Below are 25463 nucleotides of genomic sequence, written 5' to 3'. Positions count from 1 at the left end.
TTGACATGAATAAGATTACGATTTACGGCCTTGGGGCGGGAGACCTTGAACAGCTGCCCTTTGGCGTCTATAAAGCTCTTCAGGCTGAGGGGGCGGTATATTTAAGGACAGAGGACCACCCGGTGATCCGGGAGCTTCAAGATGAAGGGATGGCTTTTCAATCATTTGATTGTATATACGAAAAGCACAGCCGCTTTGAAGAGGTATATGAGGAAATTTGCGATATTCTCCTGGCGAAAGCAGCAGATAGGGATGTTGTCTATGCTGTACCGGGCCATCCGCTGGTTGCGGAGAAAACGGTTCAGATTCTGCTTGAGAAAGGCCCTGTGCTGGGAATTGATATCGTGATTGGGGGAGGCCAGAGCTTTCTGGACGCCCTGTTTCAGGCACTGAAAATAGATCCGATCGAAGGCTTTCAGCTGCTGGATGCCACTGATCTGAAGAAAGATGAAGTGATGCTTAAGCATCATATGATCATCGGGCAGGTGTATGATACCTACGTGGCGAGCAATGTGAAGCTGACCCTGATGGAAATGCTTCCGTACGATTATGAAATTTATATTGCCACGGCAGCAGGGAGCAGCAGGGAAAGCATCAGGAAGGTGCCTTTGTTTGAGCTTGACCGGGAAGCGGAAATCAATAACCTGACCTCAGTCTATGTGCCGCCGGTAAAGGATGCAACCCTCCTTTACAGGGAATTCAGCAAGTTCCGGGAAATCATCGCCGCATTGAGGGGGCCGGACGGCTGTCCGTGGGATCTCAAGCAGACGCACCAATCGCTCAGGAAATACTTGATCGAGGAAGCTTATGAGCTTATCGAAGCGATTGATAATGAAGATATCGACCATATGATCGAGGAGCTGGGAGATGTGCTCCTGCAGGTAGTTCTGCACGCGCAGATCGGGGAAGATGACGGCTATTTCTCTATAGATGATGTCATTCAGGGTGTCAGCGAAAAAATGATCCGCAGGCATCCCCATGTTTTTGGCGACGCCTCGGCGGATACAGAAGAGCAGGTGCTGAAAAATTGGCAGGAAATCAAGGCTGAAGAAAAAGGAGCAGTTCCTGAGTCGCTCTTAAGCGGAATCGTCAAATCAATGCCGCAGCTGCTCCAGGCGGCGGATATCCAGAAGAAAGCAGCCGGCGCAGGCTTTGACTGGCAGGAAATCGGGCCGGCTTGGGAGAAGGTTAAAGAAGAGCTGTCTGAATTTGAAGAGGAAATGAACCGGGACCCGCGATCAGAAGAAGCAGCAAAAGAGTTCGGCGATATCCTGTTTGCACTTGTGAATATTGCGAGATTCTGCAAGATCGATCCGGAGCAGGCGGTCTTCACGACCAATCAGAAGTTCATCAGACGTTTTAAGTATATTGAAGATAAAGTCAGGGAGAGCGGCCGGGACTTCAGCGGATACAGCCTGGAAGAGCTGGACCGGTTCTGGGATGAAGCGAAACAGCAAGGACTATAAAGGGGGAGACAAGAATGAGACTGGATAAATTTTTGAAGGTATCAAGACTGATTAAAAGAAGAACGCTGGCAAAGGAAGTGGCTGACCAGGGAAGGATCCTGATCAACGGACAGCAGGGGAAGGCCAGCTCAACCGTAAAGGTCGGCGATGAGCTGACGGTCAGGCTCGGGCAGCGGATTGTAACAGCGAAGATCGAGCGCCTCCAGGAAACAAGCCGCAAGGAAGAAGCCGCTGAAATGTACACCATCCTGAAGGAAGAGCGCACCGGCCAGCAGGAAAATTAATGTTTAAGTCAGCACCAGCGGGGAAACAGGTATTGTATAATGGCCGGACCTGACTGAATTGTTCTAAACGGCCCCCCTCCCTCATAACATGTACAAAAGGTTGTACTATGCGATTGTGGGGGATGAGGATGAGTCAATACTATGAATCAAACACAGGCAAAAGCAATGCTCCTGATCATGATGTCATCATGAGGGGACGAAAGCTTCTGGATATTACCGGCGTCAAGCAGGTCGAAAGCTTTGATAATGAAGAATTCCTTTTGGAGACAGTCATGGGCTTCCTGGCCATCCGCGGCCAGAATCTCCAGATGAAGAATCTGGACGTGGAGAAAGGGATCGTATCCATTAAGGGGAAAGTATTTGACCTCGTATATATGGATGAACAGCAAGGGGAAAAAGCTAAAGGGTTCTTTAGCAAGATATTCCGATGACCCTTTCTGCGCAGTTTCTTACCATGCTTGCCATGATTGGCATGGGAAGCGCGTTCGGCGCGTCGCTCGATACATATAACCGCTTCCTGCGCCGCGCCAAAAGAAAAAGCTGGATTGTCTTCATCAATGATTTTTTATTTTGGAGTCTGCAGGGACTTGCTGTCTTTTATGTATTGTTCGTAATCAACCAGGGAGAGCTGAGGTTCTACATCTTTATTGCCCTGTTCTGCGGATTTGCCGCCTACCAGAGCCTGCTTAAGCAGGGATTCCTCCGGCTGCTTGAAATTTTGATAGGAGCGATTGCCGCGATATTCCGCTTTTTTGTCAGAATGGCGCACCTTTTGGTTTATAAACCGATCCAATCGATCATCATGGGTATTATTTCCCTTATTGTGCTGCTCGGAAAAGGCATACTGGCCCTTATGCAGCTGGTACTTAGGATCATATGGACCCTTTTAAAAGTGATTTTAAGCCCTGTCAAATGGATTTGGTCACTTTTTTGGTTTATTTTGCCGAAAAAGATTAAAAATAGCGTCGAGAAGTTATATAATAAATTGGCAGGAAATTTACACACATTCAAGAATAACTTAAACAGCTTAATAACCAGATGGAAAAATAAATAAATGGGCAAGGAGGGGCTGCGAGAGTGAGTGCCATCAGGAAACGCAAAGTAGCAAAAATCGAGACAAACTATGCCAAACAGCAAGAGAATGCAGAGATCAGCACAGCCAGGAAGAGAGTCCTGCTTATCCGCAGGCTGACTGTCTTTTTCGTTGTCGCTGCAGCCATCGCCGTATTGATGATCTCTACACTCGTCACGCAATCCTCTGCTCTTGAAGAAAAGGCCCTCGAAAAAGAGAAATTTGAAAAGAAGCTCGCCTCCCTTAAAAAGAATGAGGTCCTCCTGGAAGAAGAAATCGTCAAACTGAATGATGATGAATATATAGCCAAGCTTGCGAGGAAGAACTATTTCCTTTCCGAAAAGGATGAAATCATCTTTAATCTGCCTGAGGACAAGGATGGAAAGAAGGAAAAGGAAAAAACATCCGAGTAGCAGTCTTATTGACACTCTTTTTTGAAATTCTGTATAATATAAAGTAAGTTTAATTCTTTTAATCTTTAAGGAGGCAAAATCTTTTTATGTCAATCGAAGTAGGCAGCAAGTTACAAGGAAAGGTAACCGGCATTACAAACTTCGGCGCGTTCGTAGAACTGCCGGAAGGTTCAACCGGTCTTGTCCACATTAGTGAGGTCGCAGATAACTATGTTAAGGATATTAATGATCACCTGAAGGTCGGTGACCAGGTAGAGGTTAAAGTCATTAATGTGGAGAAGGATGGAAAGATCGGCTTATCCATCAAGAAAGCAATAGACAGGCCAGAGAGACCTGCCAGACCAGAAAGAACTGACAGGCCTGAACGCCGCGATTCACGGGGCGGATATTCCGGATCCCAGCGTCCGCGCCACGGAAGATCCAATGACAGCCGTCCGCCAAGAGAGAACTTTGAGTCTAAAATGGCCAAGTTCCTGAAAGACAGTGAAGATCGATTGGCCTCGCTAAAACGCAATACTGAATCCAAACGCGGAGGAAGAGGCGCTAAACGAGGATAACTTGCTGCTGATTTTTTCTATATATTGCATGACCATGACAGGCCGAGGGGCTTGTCTTTTTTTTTTGCGCTTTAACAGAACGAAAAAACACCTGCTCCCAATTGAGCAGGTGTTTTTGGATGTATGGGAAGAATCAGACAACCATCGAGTCTTAATCTAGGTCTCAAAAATAGAACTAAAAAGACGCCTTCATTTCTGAGGCGTCTTAAGCTTGTCGGCTCTGAGCAAGCCGCTTCCGCATTTCATTGTCCAGCTGCGGCTCCTAGGTGCTCGAGGTCATAAGTCACTTTAGAACCGAAGGCAAAGAACGCCTTCAATTCTAAAGCGCCTTATGCTTGTCGCACCTAAACAGTCGCCTGCGCACTTCGATTTGTCCAGCTCCAGCGGCTAGAGCCTCGAGGTCTTAAGAAAAGAAGGCCAGAAGGTAAAAAGCAACCTTCCAGCCTTCTTTTCTTAAGCTTGTCGGCTCTGAGCAAGCCGCTTCCGCATTTCAGATGACCCCTACGGGATTCGAACCCGTGTTACCGCCGTGAAAGGGCGGTGTCTTAACCGCTTGACCAAGGGGCCGTATTAAAGATAAGGATAGCGGCGGAGGGGATCGAACCCCCGACCTCACGGGTATGAACCGTACGCTCTAGCCAGCTGAGCTACACCGCCATAATATAAGCACAAGGAATATAATACAAAGGATTGACCGTGGTGTCAATAATATTTTAAAAGAAAAATGTCGGTTCTCCTTTTTTTCGGTTCGCCAATTTTTTTTGGCGGGCAAATCGCGCTTTCAAGGCATTATCAACCTCTTTTTGAGTGAATATTCAAAACATAAATTATATTTTAGGGATTATCTTCCATTATATTGTTTGCTTTTTTGTTATTAGGAGGAAAGCCGTCGAAAGAAAAACATGGGCTTGTCTCCTCTTTTGACAAACTTTTATGCATAACCAATTTTATAATAATCAGCAACGATACAAATACGGGGAGTGGAATAAATGGAAAAGGCGGAACAGACGGTAATGGATCCTGCTGGGGAAGTTGATTTCAACGGATCGAAGCTCGAATTGGCAAAAGGCCTTCACAAGTTCCAGATGAAGATGGAGACCTTTTTTATCAAAAAGGGCTATATCCTTCTATTGATCGGATTTCTTTTGGGAAGGGCGCTCATCCTGGCGAAATTGACGCCCTTCAGCCTGCCGTTCTTTGCAGCGGTCTATCTGATCAAGAGGGATAAGGCACCGCTGGCCCTGATTGGGCTTACTGCCGGTGCATTCACTTTATCTATGATGAATGCAGCATCAGTGTTTGGAATCTGCTTTATATTCCTCTTCGCCTTCCGGGTTTCTAAAAAGTGGCTGAAAAATGAAGTAAGGGCCCTGCCGGTCTATACATTTTTCGTATTGGCGATCGGGAAGATTGCAGAAGCTTATATTGTTTCAGGACAGCTGGCGCTTTATGATGCGATGATGGCCGGCGTGGAAGCAAGCCTCGGCTTTATCCTTACTCTGATTTTCCTGCAGAGCCTGCCATTGCTCAGCATATCAAAAAGAAGGCAGTCTTTGAAAACTGAGGAAATAGTCTGCCTGATCATCATGCTAGCCTCAGTCATGACCGGAACGATCGGCTGGTCGGTGTATGACCTGTCTGTTGAACATATATTATCCAGATATCTGGTTCTATTATTTGCATTTGTTGCAGGCGCAACGGTCGGGTCAACAGTCGGGGTGGTGACCGGATTGATTTTCAGCCTGGCGAATGTTTCTAGTTTCTATCATATGAGCCTTCTTGCTTTCTCCGGCCTCCTGGGCGGCCTGCTGAAGGAAGGAAGAAAGCTTGGCGTAGCGTGCGGACTGCTGATTGCCACCTTATTAATCGGGATGTATGGGGAAGGAACGGGTACCTTGCTGAAAACAGTTCTGGAGACTGGTGCAGCAACGGTCTTATTTTTCCTGACCCCGCAGGCACTGACAGGGAAGCTTGCCAGGCATATACCGGGGACCCCAGAGTATGCGGCTGAGCAGCAGCAGTATATGCGGAAGATGCGGGACGTTACAGCCCAGCGCGTTGCCCAATTCTCGACTGTATTCCAGGCTCTGTCCAAAAGTTTCTCTTCCCATGATAATCCCATTGATTGGGATGGGGAGGAAAGGGAGATGGATTATTTCCTGAGCAATGTCACGGAGAAAACATGCCAGACCTGTTTCAAGAAAGATCATTGCTGGGCAAGGAACTTTGATACAACCTATGAATATATGAAGGAAATTATGCATGAAATGGATGCCCAGCAGGGGACCGTTTCCGGAAGGCTGACAAGGGAGTGGGAAAAACATTGCACCCGCTCTAAAAAGGTATTGGAAACGATGCATCAGGAGCTGACGTTTTATCAGGCAAATCTGAAGCTCAAAAAGCAGGTTCAGGAGAGCAGAAGGCTTGTGGCAGACCAGCTGCTGGGCGTGTCAGAGGTAATGGGCGATTTTGCGAAAGAAATCCAGCGGGAGAGGGAAAATCATCATAAGCAGGAGGAGTCCATCCTCGACGCACTCCAGGGGTTTGGCATCCAGATCGAACAGGTGGAGATTTACAGCCTGGAGCAGGGGAATGTCGATATTGATATGACGATCCCCTACTGCAGGGGGCACGGCGAGTGTGAAAAACTGATAGCCCCGATGCTGTCAGATATATTGGGAGAAACCATTCTTGTCAATTCAGAGGAGTGTTCCACATTTGGAAGCGGCAGCTGCTACGTGACTTTCCGATCGGCTAAAGCCTATGCGGTTGAAACCGGGGTGGCCCATGCAGCAAAGGATGGCGGGCTGATTTCCGGTGACAGCTACTCGACCATCGAGCTTGGAGGAGGTAAATATGCCATTGCCATCAGCGACGGGATGGGGAACGGCGAAAGGGCCCATATTGAGAGCAAGGAAACCCTCCAGCTGCTTCAAAAGATTCTTCAATCAGGGATAGAGGAGAAGGTGGCGATTAAGTCGGTCAACTCTGTACTGTCATTGAGGACGACGGACGAAATCTTTTCCACTCTTGATCTGGCCATGGTCGATCTGCAAAATGCAGCAGCCAAGTTCCTGAAGATTGGATCGACACCAAGCTTCATTAAGAGAGGCGGCAAGGTCCTCAAGGTTCAGGCAAGCAATCTGCCGATGGGGATATTGCAGGAATTCGAGGTGGATGTGGTCAGTGAGCAGCTGAAGGCAGGCGATCTCCTGATCATGATGAGCGATGGTGTTTTTGAAGGTCCAAAGCATGTGGAAAACTATGACCTGTGGATGAAGCGGAAGATCCATGAGCTGAAAACAGAGGATCCTCAGGAAATAGCCGACCTGATCATGGAGGAGGTCATCAGGTCTCGTTCAGGCCTGATCGAGGATGATATGACTGTGGTAGTATCCAAAATAAAGCATAATACGCCAAAATGGGCTTCCATCCCGGTCCAGAAGCTGCGCCAAAAAGCCAACTGATTATTTTGTCCCTCTCTTCCTCCGAACATGTATATTTCCGTCCTGTTCCGTCGAAAATGGTACCAATAAGGAACAGGAGGGGAGATTATATGAAGACCGGAACACTGAAACAGATTCTGCTTATTACAGACGGCTGCTCCAATCAGGGCGAAGATCCTGTGGCCATGTCAGCTTTGGCGAAAGAACAGGGCATTACGGTAAATGTCATCGGAGTAATGGAGAAGGATGTCATTGACGAACGGGGCATGAATGAAATTGACGGGATTGCCCTCTCCGGGGGCGGGGTAAGCCAGGTCGTATACTCGCAGGCGTTATCCCAGACGGTCCAGATGGTAACGAGAAAGGCAATGACGCAAACACTCCAGGGTGTGGTGAATAAGGAGCTCCAGCAAATATTGGGCGGCTCCCAGACGGTTGAAGACCTTCCGCCGGAAAAAAGGGGAGAGGTCATGGAGGTTGTAGATGAGCTTGGGGAAACAGTCGAGCTTGAGGTGCTGGTCCTCGTCGATACAAGTGCGAGCATGAAGCATAAACTCCCGACGGTCAAGGAAGCCCTTCTCGATTTGTCTTTGAGCTTGAATGCCCGTTCTGGCGATAACCGTTTTGCAGTTTTTGTATTTCCCGGGAAAAAGAATGATGTCGAAAAACTGCTGGATTGGACGCCAAGGCTCGAATCACTGACAAGCATTTTTTCAAAGCTGTCAACAGGAGGCATCACCCCTACCGGGCCGGCAATCCGTGAAGCTTTAAGCTATTTCAAGAAAAAACGTTCACTAAGGAGCTTGCTTTCCCGTGATGATGAACAATACATTGAAGAGTCTATGTAAAGTAAGCCCTGGGACGATTATCGAAGGGAAATGGCATCGCAACCGGTATACGATTATAAGGGAGCTTGGCTGGGGGGCGAATGGGATCGTCTATCTTGCCCAGTGCCGGAATCAGCAGGTTGCCTTAAAGATGAGTGATAATGGAATGTCCGTTACCTCTGAAGTAAATGTGCTCAAATCCTTTGCCAAGGTCCAGGGTTCTGCCCTCGGGCCTTCTTTGCTTGATGTCGATGACTGGGAGAGGAAGGATGCCCGGATTTCCTTTTATGCAATGGAATACATACACGGACCTGATCTGCTCGGCTTCATCCGGCAAAAAGGTCCTTCCTGGACAGAAGTGCTTCTTTCCCAGCTGCTCAGCGATCTGGAAAAGCTTCATCAGAGCGGATGGGTGTTTGGCGATCTTAAGCCGGAAAACCTGATAGTGACTTCCCCTCCTCCGAGGATACGCTGCATCGATGTGGGCGGTACAACCATCAAAGGGAGGGCAATCAAGGAATTTACTGAGTTTTACGACCGCGGATATTGGGGGCTTGGTACAAGGAAGGCCGATCCGCAGTATGACTTATTCGCTGCTGCAATGGTGCTGATTAATCTATATTATCCTAAGCGGTTCAATAAGACTGCAGGTGGCATCGGCCAGCTCAGGGATATGATCAGACAGAACAAAGAGCTGATGAAATATGAGCTTATGCTCATGAAGGCACTGGAGGGAAGGTATGCATCCGCTGCTGAAATGAGGAAAGAGCTTCTTGCATTGCCTGCAGCGGGGCAGCCTGAAAGCCGCACGGCCAGGCGGAGTGCAGCCAGGAACCAGGCTGCCGGTCCTCGGCCAGCCCCCTCACGGACCAGGCAGGGAGCCAAGGATCAGAAGAAGAAAGGCGGATTCCTGGAAACGGTGCTCATTGTCTTTGTTATTTCAGTCCTTTATTTCGTTTATATTTATGGACAGCTGGTCTAAAGAAAAATGATGAAACTTTTCGCTTGTGCATACGTACATAATGGAGCAGGCAGAAGCCCCCTGGATGCAATATGCATTCCATCAGGGTTATGCTTTGGAGATTGCAGGCAAAGATGCTATTCTTAATATAGTAGTTTCCTTCAATAAGGTTATTCACCCATCACCAGGGGTATAAGGGACTATAGATTTTTCAGGTAAGGAAGAATTTATTATGCTTGATGCAAAAGCCGAAGCTTTCCTTCGGCATCATGGTGTGCGGCTTGAAGGCAAAAAGGTGCTTGTAGGCGTGTCCGGAGGCCCCGATTCCCTTGCACTTCTCCACCTGCTGTGGAAAAAACGCAAGGTGTGGGGAGCTGAACCCGCGGCGATTCATTTTGACCATATGTTCAGGGGTGAGGAATCCTATCAGGAAGCCCGATTTGTCCAATCCTTTTGTGAAGAGCGGAACATTCCGTTTGAGATGAGGAGGGAGGATGTATCGGCATATATGAAGGAATCCGGTAAAAGCTCCCAGACGGCGGCGCGCGAATGCCGGTACCGCTTTTTTGAAGAGGCCATGAAGGCATCAGGGGCATCATACCTGGCACTCGGCCATCATGGGGATGATCAGATGGAAACCATCCTGATGCGGCTGACAAGAGGCAGCACAGGGGAAGCAAGATCAGGGATCCCTTTCTCCCGTCCGTTTGGCGGCGGGGAGATCATCCGTCCTTTCCTGTGCCTTGAGCGGGGAGAGATTGAAGAGTATTGTTTAAGCAATGAGCTGGACCCCCGAAGAGATCCGAGCAATGAAAAGGATGTTTACAGCCGAAACCGTTTCAGGAGAAACGTCCTGCCATTCCTGAAGTCGGAAAACCCGCAGGCCCATGTTCATTTTCAGCGTTTCAGCGAAGAGCTGCGCGGCGATGAACAGCTCCTTCAGGAATTAACGGCCCGGGAAATGAATACAGTAATGAAGAAGAAGGAAGATGCCGAAATCACGATTGATGCAGAACGCTTCATGCTAATGCCAATGCCTTTACAAAGGAGAGGTATTCAACTAATATTAAACTATCTCTATCAAGAGAGGCCTGCATCATTATCCGCCTTACATATTGAGAAGATATTTTCAATATTGAACAATCCTCATCCTTCCGGTTCACTTGATTTCCCAAACGGCTTAAAAATTGTGCGATCATACGGCTTTTGCCACTTCAGGTACAGCCACTCTGAGGTGCAAGCCTATCGTTTTGAGATAAATCAGCCCGGAAAAATCGAGCTTCCGAGCGCCGGTGCCCTACTGGCAGGAGAGAGCGGAGATCATAGAGGAACGGCAGATCTGAATTGCTTTGAAGTCAGCAGGGATAATGTGCATTTTCCGCTTATTGTCCGCACCCGCGAAGCCGGGGACAGAATGACGATAAAAGGAATGAACGGGACGAAAAAAGTGAAATCTATTTTTATCGACAGGAAAATCCCTTTGCATGAACGGGACAGCTGGCCCATCGTGACTGACAGCAGCGGGGAAATCCTCTGGATTCCCGGATTGAGCAAATCTGCTTATATGCTGCCTGCAGGTTCTGACACCAGGAATATTTTTTTAACATATATAAAGCATTGATCTTCTAGGGGGCACACTATTCATGAAAAACGATATCGAAAAAGTACTAATTTCCGAAGAGGAACTCCAGGCAAAGACTAAAGAGCTTGCCCAGCAGCTGACTGAGGAATATATGGACCGCTATCCTTTGGCAATCGGCGTCCTGAAAGGGGCAATGCCTTTCATGGGAGACCTTTTGAAGCGCATTGATACGTATCTTGAGATGGACTTTATGGACGTTTCCAGCTACGGCAATTCAACAGTCTCTTCCGGAGAAGTCAAAATCCTGAAAGACCTGGATACTTCAGTGGAAGGCAGGGACATCCTGATCATTGAAGACATCATCGACAGCGGCCTGACACTAAGCTATCTGGTTGAACTGTTCCGCTACAGGAAAGCAAAAAGCATCAAGATTGTCACTCTTCTGGATAAACCGACCGGCAGAAAGGCAGATATCAAAGCCGATTATGTAGGGTTCATCGTTCCGGATGAATTCGTGGTTGGCTATGGCCTTGACTATGCGGAAAGATACCGCAACCTTCCATATATAGGGGTTTTGAAGCCTGAAGTATACACAAACAATGATTAAGCAATCCTATATGTGAGAGGTTTATGACAAGCCTTGCTAAAAGCATGGACCAGCCCGGTTTTCAAAAGTGTAATTTCTTGAATTGGCATGATTTACTATGATACTATACAATATAGTTTGTTTACCGTGGGAGGAGGTAAGGGATGAATCGGATCTTCCGGAATACCATCTTTTATTTATTAATCTTTTTAGTCATTATAGGCGTTGTCAGCTTCTTTAACGGCAACAATGAGCCGACAGACCATATATCTTATGACGAATTCGTCGGTTACCTGGACAGCGGCGAGGTAACAGAGCTTTCAATGCAGCCTGAGCGCGGGGTATTTGAGGTGCGGGGCAAGCTTGAAGGCTATGATGAAGATAAATTCTTTATCACATATGTATGGAACAGCGACAATCTGCTGGACCGCATAGATGAGGCGGCAGCCAATGCGAAGGTGGATGTACAGCCTGCCAAGGAAACGAGCGGCTGGGTAACATTCTTCACTAGCATCATTCCGTTCATCATCATTTTCATCCTGTTCTTCTTCCTGCTTAATCAAGCACAGGGCGGCGGCAGCCGGGTCATGAACTTCGGCAAGAGCAAAGCCAAGCTTTATAGTGAAGAAAAAAAGAAAGTCCGCTTCAAGGATGTTGCTGGTGCGGATGAAGAAAAGCAAGAACTTGTAGAAGTCGTCGAGTTCCTGAAGGATCCACGCAAATTCGCGGATCTTGGGGCCCGAATTCCTAAAGGGGTGCTTCTGGTCGGACCTCCGGGTACCGGTAAAACCCTGCTGGCGCGTGCTGTTGCCGGTGAAGCAGGCGTACCGTTCTTCTCGATCAGCGGTTCCGATTTCGTTGAAATGTTTGTTGGTGTCGGTGCATCCCGTGTGCGTGACCTGTTTGAGAACGCCAAGAAAAATGCACCGTGTATTATATTCATTGATGAGATTGATGCAGTGGGACGCCAGCGTGGCGCCGGACTTGGCGGAGGCCATGATGAGCGCGAACAGACGCTGAACCAATTGCTTGTTGAAATGGATGGATTCGGGGCTAACGAAGGAATCATCATCGTAGCCGCAACGAACCGTCCGGATATTCTTGACCCGGCCCTTCTGCGTCCGGGACGATTTGACCGCCAGATCACTGTTGACCGTCCGGACGTTAATGGACGTGAAGCAGTACTGAAGGTACATGCCCGCAATAAGCCGCTTGATGAGTCTGTAAATCTGAAGGCTATTGCAGCAAGGACGCCAGGCTTCTCAGGTGCCGACCTTGAAAACTTATTGAATGAGGCTGCCCTTGTCGCGGCACGCCAGAATAAGAAAAAAGTCGATATGACCGATATTGATGAGGCGACGGACAGAGTTATAGCCGGACCTGCCAAGAAAAGCCGCGTCATTTCCAAGAAAGAAAGAAATATCGTGGCATTCCATGAAGCCGGGCATACTGTGATCGGTGTCATGCTGGATGAGGCTGAAATGGTCCATAAGGTAACCATCGTTCCACGCGGCCAGGCTGGCGGATATGCCGTCATGCTGCCGAAGGAAGACCGATACTTCATGACGAAGCCGGAGCTTTTGGATAAGATTGTCGGCCTCCTGGGCGGACGTGTTGCCGAAGAGATTGTCTTTGGCGAAGTCAGCACAGGCGCGCACAATGACTTCCAGCGCGCAACCGGCATTGCCAGGAGAATGGTGACTGAATTCGGTATGAGCGATAAGCTCGGACCGCTTCAGTTCGGACAGTCCCAGGGCCAAGTGTTCCTTGGCAGGGACTTCAACAACGAGCAGAACTACTCTGATGCGATTGCCTACGAAATCGACCTGGAAATCCAGCGCATCATTAAAGAGTGTTATGAAAAAGCAAGAAAAGTCCTTACAGAAAACCGCGATAAGCTTGACTTGATTGCCAACACACTTCTGGAAGTTGAAACTCTTGATGCTGAACAGATCAAGAGCCTTGTGGACAATGGCAAGCTGCCTGACCGCAAAGTGATCGACGCAAGCACAGATGATGTGAAGGTCAATATCAACATCAAGAAAGATGAAGATGCTGTGAAGGAAATCCATCCGGCAGATTCAAATGATCCGGTTGCACCGAAGGATGATGCCGGCCCAACCGGCAGCGCTGACGAAAAGCGCGACCTATAATCGATAAAGAAGCTGACTCAGGAAAGCCACAATCTGGCCGCCTGAGTCAGCTTTTTGCTTTTTGGGAAACAATAAGGGTATCTTTAAATGGGCACAGGCTCAGCAGCAGCGTCTGTTTTCAGGCATGCAGGATCTCCTGGCGGGCAAGGACAGGGTGCAGGTCTTTTTCTATTACGATTCGGCAGGAGTTGTGATATGATGTTGGCAGTGTGTTTGTGTTAGAAAAATTATAAAAGTGGTGAGAATGTTGATCTTTGTATTTGACGTGGGAAATACAAATATTGTGCTTGGTGTATATGATGGCGAAGAGCTGAAGCACCATTGGAGAATAGAGACGAACCGGAATAAAACAGAAGATGAATATGGGATGATCGTGAAATCTCTTTTTGAGCATGTGAATCTCTCATTTTCTAACATAGATGGCATCATTATTTCTTCGGTTGTGCCGCCGATCATGTTTGCGCTTGAAAGAATGTGCCAGAAGTACTTTCATCATAAGCCCCTTGTCGTTGGCCCCGGCATTAAGACCGGTCTTAATATCAAGTATGAAAATCCGCGCGAGGTGGGCGCTGACAGGATTGTAAATGCAGTTGCAGCCATCCATGAGTATGGAGGACCGCTTATCATCGTCGATTTTGGGACTGCGACAACTTACTGCTATATTAATGCTGATAAGCAGTATATGGGCGGAGCAATTGCACCAGGCGTCAACATTTCGACTGAGGCATTATATTCAAAGGCCGCTAAGCTTCCGAGGATAGAAATTGCCCGTCCTGAACATATTGTCGGCAAGAATACGGTAGCCGCCATGCAATCAGGCATTGTGTACGGATATGTTGGACAGGTAGAGGGCATCGTGAAGAGGATGAAGGACCAGAGTGATGAAAATCCATTGGTCATTGCCACCGGTGGACTTGCCAATCTGATTGCCCAGGAATCAAATATGATCGACATTGTCGACCCGTTTTTAACATTGAAAGGATTACAGTTAATTTATAAACGAAATAGGGAAAGTATAAAGAAATAGGAAATACAGCTTTGAAAGGAGTACAAGATGGAAGATTATTTGATTAAGGCGCTTGCCTTTAATGGACAGGTGCGTGCGTACGCTGCCCGCAGCACAGATACGGTGGGAGAGGCGCAAAGAAGGCATTACACGTGGCCGACGGCTTCTGCTGCTCTTGGCAGGGCAATGACTGCAGGTGTGATGATGGGGGCGATGCTGAAAGGCGAGGAAAAGCTGACCATCAAAATTGAAGGCGGCGGCCCGCTTGGCCCAATCCTGGTTGACAGCAATTCTAAGGGAGAGGTCCGCGGCTATGTGACACATCCGCAGACCCATTTCGACTTGAATGAGCAAGGGAAGCTGGATGTCCGCAGGGCAGTCGGTACTGATGGCATGCTGACTGTCGTCAAGGACATCGGGATGAGAGAGCATTTCACAGGACAGGTGCCAATCGTTTCAGGTGAGCTTGGAGAGGATTTCACTTATTATTTTGCTATGTCTGAGCAGCTTCCTTCCTCTGTCGGAGTCGGTGTTCTTGTAAATCCGGACAATACGATTCTTGCCTCTGGAGGGTTCATTCTTCAGCTCCTTCCAGGAACAGATGAAGAGACAATTACAAGAATTGAGAACAGGCTGAAGGAAATTCCTCCTGTGTCCAAGCTGATTGAAAAAGGCCTTACACCGGAAGAGCTCTTGAATGAGATTCTTGGAGAGGGAAATGTCAAGATTCTGGAAAAAATGCCAGTATCCTTTGAATGCACATGCTCCAAGGAGCGGTTTGCAACGAGCATCATCAGCCTGGGCAGGGATGAGATCCAGGATATGATCGATACAGACGGCGAAGCAGAAGCCCAATGCCATTTCTGCAACGAAAAATACCATTACTCAAAAGAAGAGCTTGAGGCACTAAAAAGCGAAGCGGTATAAAGCTGTTTTCTGGGGGAGGAAACTGTGAAAAAAAAGCATCTTTGGCTGATTATTGCCAGCCTGTTCGTTTTGAACATCATTTTTATCTTATTATTGACTATCAGGCCAGCTGTGCTGTTTGCCGGCAGCGGGGAAACAGTGGCCGAGGTCGGAAAAGATAAAATTACGAGAGAAGAATGGCTGAACGAAATGGAGCAGCGCTATGGCAAGGAAGTGCTGAATGATCTGATTGACCAGAAAGTGATCGGAGCCATGGCGGAGAAATACGATGTTGAGGTATCAAAGGATGCGGTCGAAAGGGAGCTCACGCTGGTCAAAACCATGTACCAGGGCAACCGGCTGCAGCAGCTTGATGAAAGCAAGTGGAAGGAGCAGATTAAATACAGCCTGCTCCTGGAGGAACTGCTGACAAGGGATGTTGTGGTGACTGAAGAGGAAATGAAGGACTATTATGATCAAAATAAGAGTCTTTTTCAGGTTCCGGATTCCTATCATATTTCCCAAATTGTCGTTAAAACAAAAAAGGAAGCTGAACAGACCATAAAAGAGCTTGAAAATGGCTCCAGCTTCCCGGTACTGGCCATGGAGAGGTCGATTGATGAATTCACGGCAAACCAGGGCGGGGAAACTGGCTTCATCAGCGAAGAGGATGAGCGCTTTTCACAGGATTTCATTGATGAAGCGGCAAAGCTGAAAGAAGGGGAATGGAGTGAACCGGTTGAAGTAGAGGACGGGTATGCAGTAATCCTGCTGCATGAGCATCTGGATGGACGCAATTATGCTTTCAAGGATGTGAAAAACCAAATCCGCCGGCAGGTCGCTCTCGAGCAGATGGACACCCCAGCTTCGGCCAAACCTTTCTGGAATGAAATCAAGGTCGACTCTTTCTATGATAAACAGGAAGAAAAGCAATAGGATGAAAACGGACAGGCAGCCTGTCCGTTTTTGTTTATCCGCAACATAAAGGCAGGCATGAGGGTATATAATACTACATAGTGAATTCCAAGGCTCCTTTATTAAAAGAAAATTCTAAAAAATAGGGTCGATTTGACTGCATATTGATTGACAATTCTCTGTTGCGCTGTTAAGTTTTTTATAAAACCAATAAAAATACTCGGATTAGGGAGCGGATGTAAATGGTGCGTGTAGCAAACTCGATTACAGAATTGGTCGGGCAGACCCCGATCGTCAAATTGAACCGGCTGACAGATGACAATAGTGCTGATGTTTACTTGAAGCTGGAATATATGAATCCAGGCAGCAGCGTCAAGGACCGGATTGCGCTTGCCATGATTGAAGCTGCTGAACAGGATGGGAATCTGAAAGCCGGTGATACAATCATCGAACCGACTTCAGGGAACACCGGGATCGGACTGGCGATGGTCGCAGCAGCGAAAGGCTATAAGGCCATCCTCGTCATGCCGGAAACGATGAGTATGGAGCGCCGCAATCTTCTTCGCGCTTATGGAGCGGAGCTTGTGCTCACTCCAGGGCCTGAGGGAATGGGAGGAGCGATCCGCAAGGCTGAAGAGCTGGCGAAGGAGCATGGCTATTTCATGCCTCAGCAATTCAAGAACGAAGCCAATCCAGAGGTCCACAGAAGGACAACAGGAAAGGAAATTGCTGAACAGATGGATCAGGTCGACGCTTTTATCTCAGGAATCGGCACTGGCGGAACGATCACAGGTGCCGGAGAGGTGCTTAAGGAGAAGTTTGGCTCAGTTAAGATTTATGCGGTAGAGCCCGCAGATTCACCGGTCCTCTCCGGCGGGAAGCCGGGCCCTCACAAAATCCAGGGCATAGGCGCCGGGTTTGTACCGGATATCCTTGATACTGAAGTATATGACGGGGTAATCAAGGTAACGAATGATGATGCCTTTGAATATGCCCGCCGTGCGGCAAAAGAAGAGGGAATCCTGGGTGGAATCTCATCAGGTGCAGCCATCTATGCGGCCCTCAAAGTTGCCAAAGAGCTCGGAAAAGGCAAGAAAGTCCTTGCCATCATCCCGAGCAATGGGGAGCGCTATTTGAGCACACCGCTGTACCAGTTCGAAGAATAGAAGATACAAAGAGCAGCAGCCGCCCGGCTGCTGTTTTTTTTCTGCTTTTACAAAGAGCAGAGGACCTGTCCTGGCGGCTCCAAATCATGTATGATGAAAAGTAGTTATTGGGATGGGAGTGTTCAGTTTGGAGAAGCTGTCAATCTACAGCAGGAGAACTGCTTATACATATACAGAGTTTTATCAGCATTACCGTCATTTATCTGCAGGCAAAGAGAATCATGTCCTCCTGGAGAGCGGACGTGGCGGAAGGTACAGCATGGCAGCCTTTGACCCGGAAGTGATCCTGACTGGCCGGGGCGTGCAGCTTAAGGCTGTAACCCAAGCAGGCACAGAGCTGCTGGAAGGTAATCCGCTTCATTGCCTGAAGGAATATATGGGCCGCTATGAAGCTGACAGGCTGGAAGAGCTGCCGGACTTCCAGGGAGGGGCAATTGGATATATCAGCTATGATTATGCAAGATATGTTGAAAAGCTCCCGGTCTGGTCAGAAGACGACCTAGAGCTTCCTGATGTCCATTTTTTTCTGTTCAGGGAATGGTTTGTCTTTGATCATGAAGAGGAGGAACTCTGGCTTCTGTTTTTATATGATTCCTCAGTTGATGCCGGCCGTATTGAAAAAAGGGCGGATGACTGGGTGAGCCGCTGGACAGGCACTGTTCCTGCCCTTCATATCCCGGAAAAAACACAGGCTGGCGAAGATCTTGAAGTATCAATGAAAGAAGAAGAATTCAAGGAAGCGGTAAGCAGGATTCAGGATTACATTTCCAAGGGGGATGTATTCCAGGTTAATCTGTCGGTTAGGCAGACAAGACCGATCGGTGTCGAAGCGATTGATGTGTACGACCAGCTCCGCCAGCTCAATCCGTCGCCATATATGGCTTTTATCCATACACCTGATTACCAGATTGTCAGCGGTTCGCCTGAGCTGCTGGTCAAGAAGAACGGGCAGGAGATCAGCACGCGGCCGATAGCGGGCACTAGATCGAGAGGGGCCGATGAAGCGGAGGACCTGAGGCTTGCCGAGGAATTGATCCAGAATGAGAAGGAGCGGGCAGAGCATGTCATGCTTGTAGACCTGGAGCGGAATGACCTCGGCCGTGTTGCCGAATACGGATCAGTGGAAGTGAATGAATTCATGGTGATTGAAAAGTACTCCCATGTGATGCATATTGTTTCCAATGTCAGGGGAGTTCTCGCACAAGGCAAATCTCCCTATGATGTCATAGATGCTGTTTTTCCCGGCGGGACGATTACCGGGGCGCCGAAGATCAGGACGATGGAGATCATTGAAGAGCTGGAGCCTGTCAGAAGGGGCTTGTATACAGGATCAATCGGATGGATCGGCTTCAACGGGGATATGGAGCTGAATATCGTCATCCGCACCATGCTCGTAAAAGACGGCAAGGCCCATGTGCAGGCAGGAGCCGGCATTGTCATCGACTCCAATCCGAAGCATGAATATAAAGAATCACTCAAAAAAGCGATGGCCCTCTGGAAGGCGAAGGAGCTGGCCGAGAATGGCGGGGAGCATCTGATATGATCTATATGATTGATAACTTTGATTCATTTACCTATAATCTCGTTCAATATTTGGGGGAACTGGGAGAAGAGCTGGTTGTAAAAAGAAATGATGAGGCGGCACTGGAGGACATTGCAGCAGCCAGCCCTTCTTTTCTGATGATCTCCCCAGGACCCTGCAGCCCGAATGAAGCAGGAATCAGCCTGGAAGCGATCTCCCATTTTGCAGGAAAGATCCCCATTTTTGGCGTCTGCCTTGGTCACCAGTCTCTTGCCCAGTCATTCGGCGGGGATGTTGTGCAGGCAGAAAGGCTGATGCATGGGAAAACCTCGGAAATCTACCATGACGGCAAAACCATTTTTGCCGGTTTGCCGAACCCTTTCCCGGCAACCAGATATCACTCTTTGATTGTGAAAAAAGAAACCCTGCCAGACTGCTTTGAAATTTCTGCATGGACAGAGGAAGGCGAAATCATGGCCATCCGCCATAAAACCTTGAGTGCAGAAGGTGTCCAGTTCCATCCAGAATCCATCATGACACAGTCGGGGAAAGTACTATTAAGCAACTTCATCGCCCATTATAAAAATGCTAAGATGGTTGGGGCTTAAGTATGCATATTTTAATAAACGACCGGCTTATTTCAGCTGAAGAAGCGGTGATTTCGCCTTTTGACCATGGCTTTCTCTACGGAATGGGGCTTTTCGAAACATTCAGGGTATATGATGGCCATCCGTTTCTGCTGGATGATCATCTGGACAGGCTTAACCGGGGGCTCAGCACTCTCAATATCGAGGCTGCTTTTTCAAGAGAGGAACTAGCGGGGAAAATCAGCATGGTGCTGGAACGGAATGGCTGCACAAATGCCAATGTAAGGCTGAATGTATCTGCAGGCATTGAAGAGCTTGGCCTCCCCCCTGATGTTTACAGCAGCCCCCAGACGATCCTTTTTGCACGGCCGCTGCCGCCAGCGGGGGAAATGGCGGAAAAACAGCTGGTCCTCCTCAAAATGAGGCGCAATACGCCAGAGGGGGATGAACGGCTGAAGTCCCACCACTATATGAACAACATCCTTGCTAAAAGAGAGCTTGGGAATACACCTGGACAGGAAGGGATCTTTCTGACAAAAGAAGGGTTTCTGGCTGAAGGGGTTGTCTCTAATCTTTTCTGGACGAAAGGGAATATTTTATATACCCCATCCTTGGAAACGGGCATCCTGAACGGCATCACCAGGCAATTTGTGCTGCTGCTTGCCGAAAAAAATGGCCTGCAGGTGCAGGAAGGCTTTTATCAGGCAGAGGAAATGATGCGTGCAGACGAAGTGTTTGTTACCAACTCCATTCAGGAGATTGCACCTGCCGCAAGCTTTGCCGGTGTTTCTTTTCCAGGGGGCGCCGGCCGTCTTGCCGGAATGCTGCACAAAGAGTACAGGAAATACAGCAGTCATCTATGGGGACGAGAAGGACTTCTAATGGAGGGACAGAGATGAACAGACAAATCATAAATTGCGGGCCATATGAGCTGGACTATGGAAAAAAAACATTAGTGATGGGGATCCTGAACGCGACCCCCGACTCTTTTTCTGACGGAGGAAAATACTTTGATGCTGACAAGGCGGTGAAGCATGCGCTGGAGATGGCTGCTAACGGAGCTGATATCATTGACGTTGGCGGGGAATCGACAAGGCCGGGCTTTGACGAGGTTTCTGCAGAAGAAGAGCTTGAGCGGGTGATTCCGGTGATCAGGGCAGTTGCGAAGGAAGTGCCTCTGCCAATCTCGATCGATACCTATAAAGCGGCTGTGGCAGAAGAAGCCATCAGCGCGGGCGCCCACATCATCAACGATGTGTGGGGGGCGAAGAAGGACCCTAAGATGGCAGAAACGGCATCAAGGCTTGAGGTACCCATCATCCTGATGCACAACCGGGAAAACGGGGATTATTCCGTATTTGTCCGAGATGTGCTCAATGATCTGTATGAAAGCATCCATATTGCCAGGAATGCGGGGGTTAAAGAGGAAAATATCATTCTTGACCCGGGAATCGGGTTTGCGAAAAACCTGCCTTACAATCTTGAGATGATGAGGAATCTTGACACAATCACCAGTCTCGGTTATCCGGTGCTTCTAGGTACCTCAAGGAAATCTTTTATCGGCACCATCCTTGATCTCCCTGTGGAGGAAAGGGTGGAAGGAACAGGGGCAACCGTCTGCTATGGCATCCAAAAAGGCTGCCAGATCATCAGGATCCATGATGTAAAGGAGATGAGCCGTCTGGCGAAAATGATGGATGCCCTGATGGGGAAGGGGGAGCTGCATGGATAAAATATATTTAAATAATATGAAATTCTATGGCTATCATGGTGTTTTTCCCGAAGAAACAAAGCTAGGACAGCGTTTTGCTGTTGATGTAATTGTAGAGACGGATTTAGAGAAAGCGGGTAAAAGCGACAATCTCGAGGATTCCATCAATTATGGAGAGATCTATCAGGTCTGCAAAGAGGTTGTTGAAGGAAAGCCGTTCAAACTCGTAGAAGCGCTGGCTGAAAAAATATCTGCTGAGATGCTGGGGCGGTTCCCTGCAATCAGCTCAGTAACCGTCAGAGTCATCAAGCCGGATCCGCCGATCCCTGGCCACTATGATTCTGTAGCAGTTGAAATTACAAGGGGACGATAAGCGTGGAAAATAGGGTATTTATCGCATTGGGCTCCAATATGGGGGACAGAGCGGCGAATCTCAAGGAAGCCATCCGAATGCTTTCAGAGCATCCTGGAATAGATTTGGCAAGTTATTCTTCCATTTATGAAACAGATCCGGTCGGCTACGAGGACCAGGGGGAATTCTTAAATATGGTCATAGCTGCAGATACAGACAGATCGCCGCATGAATTGCTGGAAACATGCATGTCCATCGAGCAGAAGATTGGCAGAAAAAGGGATATCCGGTGGGGTCCGCGCACTATAGACCTTGACATTCTGCTGTATAATCACGAAAATATGATAACAGAGGACCTTATCATTCCTCATCCCCGAATGAAGGAACGGGCATTTGTCATTGTGCCTCTTGCTGAAATAGGGGAGAGAACGGATGTTCCGGTAATGGACACGCCTCTTGAAGCATTGCTGGAGGAAATACCTGATAGAGAAGGAGTGCGAATATGGAAGCAGAAAAATGGGGAAGACGTATTCGGGCTTTTCGAAAATTAAAAGGTTTTACACAGGAAAGCTTTGCGAAGGAGCTGGGTGTCTCAGTCTCTGTACTTGGCGAAATTGAAAGGGGCAATCGTATGCCCGCTGATGATTTCATCGTCCAGGTAGCGCATGTATTGAAAATCAGCATTGAAGAATTAACTCCGACACAGGAGATTGACTAATAGAGATTGAAAGAAACAGGAGGTACCGACATGCTTAAGATTGGCAACATTGAGATGAAGAATCCTGTTGTCCTGGCGCCGATGGCCGGAATCTGCAACTCAGCCTTCCGCCTGACCGTTAAAGAATTCGGGGCAGGCCTCGTCTGTGCCGAAATGATCAGCGATAAAGGAATCGTCATGAAAAATGAAAAGACGATGAACATGCTGTATATAGATGAGCGGGAAAAGCCTTTAAGCCTGCAGATTTTTGGCGGAGAAAAAGATACACTGGTTGAAGCCGCCAAGTTTGTAGATGAAAATACAAACGCTGATATCATTGATATCAATATGGGATGTCCGGTTCCGAAGATCACCAAATGTGATGCCGGCGCCAAGTGGCTGCTGGATCCCGATAAAATTTATGAAATGGTTTCGGCTGTAACAGCGGCTGTTTCAAAGCCTGTAACCGTTAAGATGCGGATGGGCTGGGACGATGACCATATATATGCTGTGCGCAATGCCCAGGCTGTCGAACGTGCCGGAGGAAAGGCAGTTGCCCTTCATGGACGGACGCGTGTACAAATGTATGAAGGCCAGGCAAACTGGGATATTATTAAAGAAGTGAAGCAGAGTATCTCCATACCGCTGATTGGAAACGGCGATGTCCAGACTCCGCAGGACGCGAAAAGAATGCTGGAAGAAACAGGGGTGGACGGCGTTATGATTGGACGCGCTGCACTCGGGAATCCGTGGATGATCTACCGTACCGTTAAGTACCTCGAAACGGGGCAGCTGATGGATGAACCATCTGTGCGTGAAAAAATAGATGTATGCATCCTTCACCTTGACCGCCTGATTGCCCTGAAGAGCGAGTATATCGCTGTGCGCGAAATGAGAAAGCATGCGGCCTGGTATCTAAAGGGAATAAGAGGGAATGGCAAGGCCCGCAATGCAGTCAATGAATGCAATACAAGAGAAGAGCTTGTAACTCTCCTTAATGCGCTTGCTCTTGATGCGGAAGCCAAGGAAATCCAGGCAGGCTAACATGCTATCATTTTCTTCTCTATCTGAAACACTTTTGTTATAATTAGAAACTGCCAGTGGTTTGCTGGCAGTTTTTCGCTATTTCTGCATTTATGATGTCTGTTTCACGTCAATTGTGTAAAATAATAGAAGTATACAAAACAAACCTGATGTTCCTGAATGAGGGTTTACATAAAAAGATCAGTATTGGAGATGATTTTCCGTGAGCGAAAGCCGTGAAGAGTTAAATGACTTAATGAGAGTCCGCAGGGAAAAAATGAACAGCCTGCGGGAAAAAGGAATGGATCCATTCGGTAAGAGATTTGAGCGTTCCCATCAGTCCCAGGATTTGATTGATGAGTATGGCGAACAGGAGAAAGAAGCAATCGAAGAACAGAATATTTCTGTCACTCTTGCCGGCCGGATCATGACAAAGCGCGGAAAAGGAAAAGCGGGCTTTGCACACATCCAGGACCTTAAGGGCCAGATCCAGATCTATGTAAGACAGGACGCTATAGGGGAAGAAAGCTATGAAATCTTTAACAGTGCTGATCTTGGCGACCTTGTCGGCGTAACAGGCACACTGTTCAAGACAAAGGTTGGCGAACTTTCCATCAAGGTGGAGGCATTCGAGCTTCTGACCAAGTCACTGCGTCCGCTGCCTGAGAAATTCCACGGCTTAAAGGATGTTGAGCAAAGATACCGCCAGCGCTACCTGGATCTGATCATGAGCCAGGAAAGCAAAAAGACATTCATTACAAGAAGCCGCATCATCCAATCGATGCGCCGCTATCTGGACAGCCACGGCTATCTTGAAGTGGAAACGCCAATGATGCACTCAATCGCAGGAGGAGCATCTGCACGCCCGTTCATTACCCATCACAATGCTCTTGATATGGAACTGTATATGCGTATCGCAATCGAGCTGCACTTAAAGCGCCTGATTGTGGGCGGGCTGGAGAAAGTGTATGAAATCGGCCGCGTATTCCGTAATGAAGGTGTTTCTACAAGGCATAACCCAGAGTTTACAATGATCGAGCTTTATGAAGCTTATGCAGATTACCGCGATATCATGAGCCTGACCGAGAACCTGGTTGCGCATATAGCTGAAGAAGTCCTTGGAACTACGACTGTCCAATACGGTGACTATGAAGTGAATTTAAAGCCGGAATGGACAAGACTTCATATGGTTGATGCAATCAAGGAGCATACTGGTGTAGACTTCTGGCAACAGATGAGCAAGGAAGAGGCCCAGGCCCTTGCAAAGGAACATAATGTAGAAATCAAAGAAACAATGGAATATGGCCATATCGTCAATGAATTCTTTGAACAGAAAGTAGAAGAAAAGCTGATTCAGCCTACATTCATCTACGGGCATCCTGTTGAGATCTCCCCTCTTGCGAAAAAGAACGAAGAGGATCCGAGATTCACTGACCGCTTTGAATTATTCATTGTTGCCCGTGAGCACGCTAATGCCTTCACGGAGCTGAATGATCCTATCGACCAGCGCGAACGCTTTGAAGCACAGCTGAAAGAGCGCGAGCAAGGAAATGATGAGGCGCATATGATGGATGATGACTTTATTGAAGCCCTTGAATACGGTATGCCGCCGACAGGAGGACTGGGAATCGGGATTGACCGCCTTGTCATGCTCCTGACAAATTCCCCTTCCATCAGGGATGTACTGCTGTTCCCGCTGATGCGCCACCGTTAATAGAAAAAATAAGGCCGCAGCTTTTTTGCCTGCTGGAGGCAGACCCGATCAACCGGGCCTGCCTCCAGCTTTTTTATTATAGAAGGAAATGGGGTTTTTAAGAGCGGGAGCGGACAATTAAGAGAGAAAAATTAGCTCCTGGCCTGCAAGTGTCCACGCTAAGCAAAAGCGGAAAAATAAGAATAGTTTTTCTTTAATAATGGTGTATATTTTTAATAAAAATGTATTGCGCACCTCTTATATAGGTGGTATATTAATATCTGTTGCTGCAAGACAGCAAGCAAGCCGAAAAAAAGAAATAAAAAAAACTATTGACTCACTAACTTGGTTATGATAAGATAGTTAAGTCGCCTAATGAGCGACAACAAAAAGATTGTTCTTTGAAAACTGAACGAATAAAAACGTCAACGTTAATCTTAATTTTTTATCAGAGCTAAATCTTACTCTTATATGGAGAGTTTGATCCTGGCTCAGGACGAACGCTGGCGGCGTGCCTAATACATGCAAGTCGAGCGGA

At 47.9% G+C, this 25463-nt stretch carries 25 protein-coding genes, 2 tRNA genes and 1 rRNA gene; 26 read left to right on the top strand and 2 right to left on the bottom strand.

All coding sequences use genetic code 11. The annotated features are described in order from the left end of the window. Positions 1-5 precede the first annotated feature (5 nt). The 6 genes from mazG (at position 6) to CYJ37_RS26390 (ending at position 3792) form a co-directional block, all read left to right on the top strand. Positions 6-1466: a nucleoside triphosphate pyrophosphohydrolase gene (gene mazG / locus CYJ37_RS26415; RefSeq protein WP_101552986.1), complete on the top strand. Its 1461-nt coding sequence runs from the start codon at positions 6-8 to the stop codon at positions 1464-1466. A gap of 14 nt (positions 1467-1480) precedes the next feature. Then, entirely contained in the window at positions 1481-1750 is a 270-nt protein-coding gene (locus tag CYJ37_RS26410; RefSeq protein WP_009796160.1) for an RNA-binding S4 domain-containing protein, read from the top strand. Between the two features lie 128 nt (positions 1751-1878). Continuing rightward, on the top strand, positions 1879-2181 hold the full coding sequence (gene yabP / locus CYJ37_RS26405; RefSeq protein WP_022543208.1) for a sporulation protein YabP: 303 nt from the start codon (positions 1879-1881) through the stop codon (positions 2179-2181). Next, complete coding sequence (gene yabQ / locus CYJ37_RS26400; RefSeq protein ID WP_009796158.1) at positions 2178-2804, top strand: spore cortex biosynthesis protein YabQ; 627 nt, start codon at positions 2178-2180, stop codon at positions 2802-2804. Before yabP ends, yabQ begins: the two co-directional genes overlap by 4 nt. A gap of 23 nt (positions 2805-2827) precedes the next feature. Beyond that, on the top strand, positions 2828-3235 hold the full coding sequence (locus CYJ37_RS26395) for an FtsB family cell division protein (protein WP_101552985.1): 408 nt from the start codon (positions 2828-2830) through the stop codon (positions 3233-3235). Between the two features lie 86 nt (positions 3236-3321). Then, on the top strand, positions 3322-3792 hold the full coding sequence (locus tag CYJ37_RS26390; RefSeq protein WP_009796156.1) for a S1 domain-containing RNA-binding protein: 471 nt from the start codon (positions 3322-3324) through the stop codon (positions 3790-3792). 495 nt (positions 3793-4287) lie between these two features. Here the strand turns inward: CYJ37_RS26390 and CYJ37_RS26385 are convergent. Both CYJ37_RS26385 and CYJ37_RS26380 read right to left on the bottom strand, forming a co-directional pair. Next, positions 4288-4359 (bottom strand) — tRNA-Glu (locus CYJ37_RS26385). Positions 4360-4375: 16 nt separating this feature from the next. After that, positions 4376-4449, bottom strand: a tRNA-Met gene (locus CYJ37_RS26380). A 332-nt stretch (positions 4450-4781) separates the two neighbouring features. Here CYJ37_RS26380 and spoIIE point away from each other — a divergent pair. The 20 genes from spoIIE to CYJ37_RS26280 form a co-directional block, all read left to right on the top strand. Next, complete coding sequence (spoIIE, locus tag CYJ37_RS26375; RefSeq protein ID WP_101552983.1) at positions 4782-7259, top strand: stage II sporulation protein E; 2478 nt, start codon at positions 4782-4784, stop codon at positions 7257-7259. A gap of 89 nt (positions 7260-7348) precedes the next feature. Beyond that, positions 7349-8086, top strand: coding sequence for a vWA domain-containing protein (locus tag CYJ37_RS26370; protein WP_009796154.1), 738 nt, complete (start codon positions 7349-7351; stop codon positions 8084-8086). After that, the gene (locus tag CYJ37_RS26365; protein WP_009796153.1) at positions 8055-9047 is read left to right on the top strand and encodes a serine/threonine protein kinase; all 993 of its coding nucleotides are present in this window, start codon (positions 8055-8057) and stop codon (positions 9045-9047) included. Before CYJ37_RS26370 ends, CYJ37_RS26365 begins: the two co-directional genes overlap by 32 nt. 211 nt (positions 9048-9258) lie before the next feature. Next, entirely contained in the window at positions 9259-10647 is a 1389-nt protein-coding gene (gene tilS, locus CYJ37_RS26360; RefSeq protein WP_009796151.1) for a tRNA lysidine(34) synthetase TilS, read from the top strand. 22 nt (positions 10648-10669) lie between these two features. Then, the gene (gene hpt, locus CYJ37_RS26355) at positions 10670-11215 is read left to right on the top strand and encodes a hypoxanthine phosphoribosyltransferase (protein ID WP_009796150.1); all 546 of its coding nucleotides are present in this window, start codon (positions 10670-10672) and stop codon (positions 11213-11215) included. A gap of 143 nt (positions 11216-11358) precedes the next feature. Next, positions 11359-13347 (top strand): ATP-dependent zinc metalloprotease FtsH, encoded by a 1989-nt coding sequence (ftsH, locus tag CYJ37_RS26350; protein WP_009796149.1) that lies wholly within the window; start codon positions 11359-11361, stop codon positions 13345-13347. A gap of 247 nt (positions 13348-13594) precedes the next feature. Next, the gene (locus CYJ37_RS26345) at positions 13595-14374 is read left to right on the top strand and encodes a type III pantothenate kinase (protein WP_165352714.1); all 780 of its coding nucleotides are present in this window, start codon (positions 13595-13597) and stop codon (positions 14372-14374) included. A gap of 27 nt (positions 14375-14401) precedes the next feature. After that, positions 14402-15280, top strand: a complete 879-nt coding sequence (gene hslO, locus CYJ37_RS26340; RefSeq protein ID WP_009796146.1) for an Hsp33 family molecular chaperone HslO — start codon at positions 14402-14404, stop codon at positions 15278-15280. A gap of 24 nt (positions 15281-15304) precedes the next feature. Next, a complete protein-coding gene (locus CYJ37_RS26335; RefSeq protein ID WP_009796145.1) occupies positions 15305-16195 on the top strand; it encodes a peptidyl-prolyl cis-trans isomerase in 891 nt (296 codons plus the stop codon). A 221-nt stretch (positions 16196-16416) separates the two neighbouring features. Next, positions 16417-17340 carry a cysteine synthase A gene (gene cysK, locus CYJ37_RS26330; RefSeq protein ID WP_022543210.1) on the top strand — a complete coding sequence of 308 codons (924 nt, stop codon included), beginning with the start codon at positions 16417-16419 and terminating at the stop codon, positions 17338-17340. Between the two features lie 127 nt (positions 17341-17467). Next, complete coding sequence (locus CYJ37_RS26325; protein ID WP_142385328.1) at positions 17468-18883, top strand: anthranilate synthase component I family protein; 1416 nt, start codon at positions 17468-17470, stop codon at positions 18881-18883. Next, on the top strand, positions 18880-19470 hold the full coding sequence (pabA, locus tag CYJ37_RS26320; RefSeq protein WP_009796142.1) for an aminodeoxychorismate/anthranilate synthase component II: 591 nt from the start codon (positions 18880-18882) through the stop codon (positions 19468-19470). The genes CYJ37_RS26325 and pabA overlap by 4 nt, the downstream gene beginning before the upstream one ends. Positions 19471-19472: 2 nt before the next feature. After that, positions 19473-20348, top strand: a complete 876-nt coding sequence (pabC, locus tag CYJ37_RS26315; RefSeq protein WP_101552980.1) for an aminodeoxychorismate lyase — start codon at positions 19473-19475, stop codon at positions 20346-20348. Continuing rightward, on the top strand, positions 20345-21181 hold the full coding sequence (gene folP / locus CYJ37_RS26310; RefSeq protein ID WP_101552978.1) for a dihydropteroate synthase: 837 nt from the start codon (positions 20345-20347) through the stop codon (positions 21179-21181). The genes pabC and folP overlap by 4 nt, the downstream gene beginning before the upstream one ends. Further along, a complete protein-coding gene (gene folB / locus CYJ37_RS26305) occupies positions 21174-21533 on the top strand; it encodes a dihydroneopterin aldolase (RefSeq protein ID WP_009796139.1) in 360 nt (119 codons plus the stop codon). Before folP ends, folB begins: the two co-directional genes overlap by 8 nt. A gap of 2 nt (positions 21534-21535) precedes the next feature. Beyond that, a complete protein-coding gene (gene folK / locus CYJ37_RS26300; RefSeq protein WP_101552976.1) occupies positions 21536-22063 on the top strand; it encodes a 2-amino-4-hydroxy-6-hydroxymethyldihydropteridine diphosphokinase in 528 nt (175 codons plus the stop codon). Beyond that, complete coding sequence (locus CYJ37_RS26295; RefSeq protein ID WP_009796137.1) at positions 22015-22230, top strand: helix-turn-helix domain-containing protein; 216 nt, start codon at positions 22015-22017, stop codon at positions 22228-22230. The genes folK and CYJ37_RS26295 overlap by 49 nt, the downstream gene beginning before the upstream one ends. A 30-nt stretch (positions 22231-22260) precedes the next feature. Further along, a complete protein-coding gene (dusB, locus tag CYJ37_RS26290; RefSeq protein WP_101552974.1) occupies positions 22261-23253 on the top strand; it encodes a tRNA dihydrouridine synthase DusB in 993 nt (330 codons plus the stop codon). A 235-nt stretch (positions 23254-23488) separates the two neighbouring features. Continuing rightward, positions 23489-24946 carry a lysine--tRNA ligase gene (gene lysS, locus CYJ37_RS26285; RefSeq protein ID WP_101553002.1) on the top strand — a complete coding sequence of 486 codons (1458 nt, stop codon included), beginning with the start codon at positions 23489-23491 and terminating at the stop codon, positions 24944-24946. Between the two features lie 447 nt (positions 24947-25393). After that, positions 25394-25463 (top strand): 16S ribosomal RNA (locus CYJ37_RS26280); the annotation flags it as partial.

Origin of the sequence: Bacillus sp. UMB0728, assembly GCF_002858875.1 — a bacterium.
Lineage (GTDB): Bacteria > Bacillota > Bacilli > Bacillales > Cytobacillaceae > Bacillus_AB > Bacillus_AB infantis.
Note: the sequence above shows the minus strand (reverse complement) of the source record. Positions and strands in the feature narration are given on the sequence as shown.

Coding starts and splice junctions, on each gene's coding strand:
- CYJ37_RS26410 (WP_009796160.1), top strand. CDS start 1,481: ATGAGACTGGATAAATTTTTGAAGGTATCAAGACTGATTAAAAGAAGA.
- cysK (WP_022543210.1), top strand. CDS start 16,417: ATGGTGCGTGTAGCAAACTCGATTACAGAATTGGTCGGGCAGACCCCG.
- yabP (WP_022543208.1), top strand. CDS start 1,879: ATGAGTCAATACTATGAATCAAACACAGGCAAAAGCAATGCTCCTGAT.
- spoIIE (WP_101552983.1), top strand. CDS start 4,782: ATGGAAAAGGCGGAACAGACGGTAATGGATCCTGCTGGGGAAGTTGAT.
- dusB (WP_101552974.1), top strand. CDS start 22,261: ATGCTTAAGATTGGCAACATTGAGATGAAGAATCCTGTTGTCCTGGCG.
- folB (WP_009796139.1), top strand. CDS start 21,174: ATGGATAAAATATATTTAAATAATATGAAATTCTATGGCTATCATGGT.
- CYJ37_RS26295 (WP_009796137.1), top strand. CDS start 22,015: ATGGAAGCAGAAAAATGGGGAAGACGTATTCGGGCTTTTCGAAAATTA.
- mazG (WP_101552986.1), top strand. CDS start 6: ATGAATAAGATTACGATTTACGGCCTTGGGGCGGGAGACCTTGAACAG.
- pabA (WP_009796142.1), top strand. CDS start 18,880: ATGATCTATATGATTGATAACTTTGATTCATTTACCTATAATCTCGTT.
- CYJ37_RS26390 (WP_009796156.1), top strand. CDS start 3,322: ATGTCAATCGAAGTAGGCAGCAAGTTACAAGGAAAGGTAACCGGCATT.
- tilS (WP_009796151.1), top strand. CDS start 9,259: ATGCTTGATGCAAAAGCCGAAGCTTTCCTTCGGCATCATGGTGTGCGG.
- pabC (WP_101552980.1), top strand. CDS start 19,473: ATGCATATTTTAATAAACGACCGGCTTATTTCAGCTGAAGAAGCGGTG.
- folP (WP_101552978.1), top strand. CDS start 20,345: ATGAACAGACAAATCATAAATTGCGGGCCATATGAGCTGGACTATGGA.
- hslO (WP_009796146.1), top strand. CDS start 14,402: ATGGAAGATTATTTGATTAAGGCGCTTGCCTTTAATGGACAGGTGCGT.
- hpt (WP_009796150.1), top strand. CDS start 10,670: ATGAAAAACGATATCGAAAAAGTACTAATTTCCGAAGAGGAACTCCAG.
- yabQ (WP_009796158.1), top strand. CDS start 2,178: ATGACCCTTTCTGCGCAGTTTCTTACCATGCTTGCCATGATTGGCATG.
- CYJ37_RS26365 (WP_009796153.1), top strand. CDS start 8,055: ATGATGAACAATACATTGAAGAGTCTATGTAAAGTAAGCCCTGGGACG.
- CYJ37_RS26370 (WP_009796154.1), top strand. CDS start 7,349: ATGAAGACCGGAACACTGAAACAGATTCTGCTTATTACAGACGGCTGC.
- ftsH (WP_009796149.1), top strand. CDS start 11,359: ATGAATCGGATCTTCCGGAATACCATCTTTTATTTATTAATCTTTTTA.
- lysS (WP_101553002.1), top strand. CDS start 23,489: ATGAGAGTCCGCAGGGAAAAAATGAACAGCCTGCGGGAAAAAGGAATG.